Annotated in this window: 2 protein-coding genes; both read right to left on the reverse strand. The window is 75.1% G+C overall.

The features are described 5' to 3' along the window. Nucleotides 1-169: 169 nt before the first annotated feature. Nucleotides 170-1762, reverse strand: a complete 1593-nt coding sequence (locus tag ACWGIG_RS35080; RefSeq protein WP_453325749.1) for a PucR family transcriptional regulator — start codon at nucleotides 1760-1762, stop codon at nucleotides 170-172. A 102-nt stretch (nucleotides 1763-1864) separates the two neighbouring features. Beyond that, nucleotides 1865-4144, reverse strand: a 2280-nt coding sequence (locus ACWGIG_RS35085) for an ATP/GTP-binding protein (RefSeq protein ID WP_453325750.1), incomplete at its 5' end; no start/stop codon positions are given.

Here is a 4144-nt window from a genome sequence, read left to right on the forward strand (position 1 = left end):
CCGCCGCCCAAGGGGGCTGGGGGTCGGCGGCGTCAGCCGCCCAGGACGGCTCGGGGGCAGGCAGTTAGGGGCGCGGGGAACTGCGCGACCAGCCACGACGCACCCGCACGACGACCACCGGCCCGGCCCGGCCCGCCCCACCCTCCCGACCGCACGCGCCCGCGAGACCCTACGACCCCGTGGACGTCGCCTTCAGGGCGAGCCAGAGCTCCATGCGGACGTCCGGGTCGTCCAGGGAGCGTCCGAGGATCTCCTCGACCCTGCGCATCCGGTAGCGCAGCGTGTGCCGGTGCACGCCCAGCTGGGCCGCCGCCGCGTCCCACTGGCCGTGCCGGGAGAGCCAGGCCCTGAGCGAGGCGACCAGGTCGCCGCGGCCCGTCGCGTCGTGCTCGTGGAGGGCGCGCAGCATTCCGTCGGCGAAGGCGCGGACCGCGTCGTCGGCGAGGAGGGGCAGGACGGAGCCCGTCGCCAGTTCCTCGTGCTCGACGAGGGTGCGGCCCCGGCGGCGGGCCACCGACAGCGCCTGTTCGGCCTGTTTGAAGGCGGTGGCGGCGGCGATGGGGCCCGCCGGGGCCGAGAGGCCGACGACCAGTTCGCCCTCCTCCGCGGGTTCCATCGGGCGGGCCGCGTCCCCGCGCCGTACCGCCGTGTGGACCGCGCACTCGGCGACGGATTCGCCGCCGTCGGCCGCCAGTATGACGACGCGGCCTCCGTTCGGAACGACCAGGATGACCTCGCCCGCCCTCGCCGCCGCCGATTCCAGGGCGTCGACCAGCGCCTGGAGGGGTTCGGTCGCGTCCGTGCCCTCGCCCGCCGCCTCGGCGATCAGGAGACGGAACGGTGCGTCGAGCAGGCCTCCGTAGAGGTCGCCCGCGACCGCGCGGGCGTGGTCGGGCTCTCCGGCGAGGAGCATGCGCAGGACCGCCGCGCCGAGGCGGGTCTCGGCGGCCTGGAGGGCCCTGGTGCGTTCGGTGGTGAGGGTGAGGAGGGCGATCGCGGAGTGGACGGCATAGCGTTCGGCCGTACCCAGGGGTGCTGCCGTGCCGACGGCCAGCGTGCCGCGTGCGCGGCGGCCCGCGCCCAGGGACTGGAGCTCGACCCGGTCCTCCGTACCGCCGCCCTCCACCGGGCCCGCCACCACCGCGCTGGCGGGTGCGGGCCGCTCCCGCAGCCTTTCCACGTCGGGTACGAGGCGGGTGGCGCGCCTGGCCGCCCAGTCGGGGGCCGCGGCGACGAGCGCGCCGGACGCGTCGTAGACGGCGGCCCAGCCGCTGACGTGCGCGGCCAGGCGGGCGATCAGCTCCGCGGGGCCCGTCAGCGCCGCCTTGGTCAGTTCGCGCTGGGCCTCGAAGCCCGCCGTGACCGCCCGGTACTGGTCGGCGGCGATCGCGGCCGAGACCGCTTTGGAGATGGCGAGGAAGGGGGTGCGGCGCGGTACTTCGAGAAGGGGGAGGCCCTCTTCCTTCGCGGCGGCGAGGAGCGCCTGCGGGATGTCGTCGTAGGAGACGCCGACCGCGAAGCCGAGGCCGACGACTCCGGCGCCGACCAGCCTGCGCACGTACCGCCGCATGGTCTCCGGGTCCTCGGCGTCGAGCTTCATCGCCGTGATGAGGAGCAGCTCGCCGCCCTCCATGTACGGGACGGGATCGGCGAGTTCGCTGACGTGCGCCCAGCGGACGGGGGTCTCCAGCCGGTCCTCCCCCGCGCGCACGACGAGCTTGAGCGCGGAGTGGTGGACGAGGGAGGCGAGCGTGGGCGGCATCAGGGGACGGGACCTTCTCGGGGGAATGTGCCGTCCCGTATGAACGGCACTGCCGATTCTGCCAGGGTGTACGTAAGGCGCGCGTCCCGTCGACCTGTGGGATCAGCCCCGCAGGTCCACCAGCAGCGGCGGGGCGTGTTCCCCGTGCACCGTGGTCAGCGACAGCACCGCGTGTCCTGCGGGTACCCCGCGGGCCAGCTCCGATGCGGACCAGCGCTCACGTTCCACCTTCTTGACGGTGACGGCGCTGGTGACCACGGCCTTGCCGGTGACGAGCTTGCGCAGCCAGTGGACCGCCCGGGTCAGGGGCTGGTTGGCGAAGACGGTGTGCTGGGCGACCTCCGTGGTCTCCACCCATTCGGTGCCCCACGCCTCGGTGAAGCGCCGGCCGTCCCAGGTGGTGACCCCGGAGAACGCCATGTGGCAGCCGACCGCACCGAGGAGCGGGATGTGCAGCGCCTCGGGCACGTCGTCGACGGTACGGAGGTTGAGCACGACCCCCGCGTTGGCCGAGCGGATCCGGCTGATGCCCCGCACCGTCTCGGCGGTGAGCGTGGCCGTCGCGTCGTCGAGGACCAGGCAGCTGAACAGCGACCGGTCGGTCCTGGCGGTGACCGCGACCAGGAACTGGGCCAGGACGAGCCGGGCGAGGAGCCGGGACGCCTCCGCGTGCCCGTGCTCGGGCAGCTCGACGCGGACCCGCATGGGGTGGTGCTGGAGGGCGCGCAACGAGAAGGGCCGGGCGGTGGCCGAGGTGTCGAAGAAGTCGGTGAAGGCGGGCCGGTCCAGAAGGGCGAGCCGGTCGGCGAGGGCCGGGCAGGGGTCGGACGCGGTGCCCATCTGGCGGACCCGGGACGACAGGTCCCGCAGCATCGCGTCGGCTCCCGCCGCGTCCAGCTCGGCGGCGAGGCGCTGGAGCGCGGCAGGGTCCGCACGCAGGAGTTCGCACAGCTCGGGAACGGCGGGGAAGCAGCCGTGCACCGCGTGGAACGGGCCCACCAGCTGGGCCAGCGCGGTCGCCGCCCGCCCGGTGTCGACGGTGTCGAGGTCGCCGACGAGCGCCTCGGCGAGGACGGCAGATGCGGCTTCGGCGTCGGTGGCGGCGCCGTAGAGGTCGAGGTCGTGGACGGAGCTGCGGTCGCCGAGCTTGACCACGACGTCGTACGCCTCTTCGCCGAGCAGGTCCGCCCCGGCCGCGCACACGACGATCACGCTGCACCTCCCGGCGAGTGCCTGGAGGGCGAGGGATTCGACGACGGGCACGGTGAGCCGCTGCGTCTTGCCCGCGCCGGGCGGGCCGACGGCGAGGAACGAGGTGCCGAGCACGGCGGGTTCGAGGGCGGTGCCCGCTCCCCTGCGCCGGTACGGGTTGGGCTCGTCGTCGACGTACGCGCCGATCCGCACCTGTGAGGCGAGGAGGTCGTGGGTGGCGGTGCGGCGCGGCAGGTCACGGGCGCCGGAGGGGTGTGTGAAGGCCGCGGCGCCGTTGCGCAGGACGGTGGCGGTGAAGAGGGCGCGGCGCCGGGGGTCGTCCCCCGCCGCGTCCCAGGCCTGCCGGATCCGTACGAGATCGAGGTCGCCCATCCGCCCGCCGCGCACCTCCGCGGTGAGCAGGTCGGCGGCCTCCCGCTCCCCCGCCGCCCGCAGCTCGGGCCAGCGGGCGGGGTCGGCGGTGGGGTGCGCGGGCGCGGCGGGGGCGCTCGGCGCGGGCCTGCGGCGCAGGGCGCCCGCCCAGTCGCCCATGCGGGCGAAGGGCCAGAGCAGGGCGAGGACGATCAGCGCGTAGACGGCGTAGACGACGACCGCGGCGACGTAGCGGTTGCCGCCGCCGCCCAGCCAGGCGTCGGGCAGCAGGATCATCACCGGGTCGACGACGGGCAGCGTGCCGGTCCAGGTGAGGACCTGGACGAGGGCGGCGAGGGCGGCGGCGGCCAGCGCCCGGAAGGGCTGCTCGCGGCTGCGGACGAAGCGGCGGAACACCTCGGCCCAGTTGCCGAGCCTGCCGAACCAGTGGACGAGCGCCGCCCCGAAGAGCCCGGTGTACACGGCGACGCCCTCGTAGGCGTCCGGGGTGCGGGGCCCGCCGTACATCCCAGGGTTCCACCACTCGCTCGGCGTGACGAGCTTCATGGGGACCAGCCAGTACGGGATGTAGTTGTTCCACCAGAGCGACCAGATCAGCAGTCCGGTCAGGAGCGAGATGACCGCGCCGACCATGAGCGACCGGTCGCTCACCGTGTCCTGCTCGGGCCGCTCGGGGCGCGGCACGTGCGCGTACCGCCAGATCCCGGGGCCCGCGTCGGGGCGGGACGTGGTCAGCCAGTCCTCCACCCGCGAGAGCGGCGGCGCGGCGGCGGGCACCGGCGGCAGGTGCGCGGGCGG

It is taken from the genome of Streptomyces sp. NPDC054863, assembly GCF_053610825.1.

What these genes read in the sequence shown, in the direction of transcription:
- ACWGIG_RS35080 (WP_453325749.1), bottom strand. Translation starts at nt 1,762, where the DNA reads ATGCCGCCCACGCTCGCCTCCCTCGTCCACCACTCCGCGCTCAAGCTC.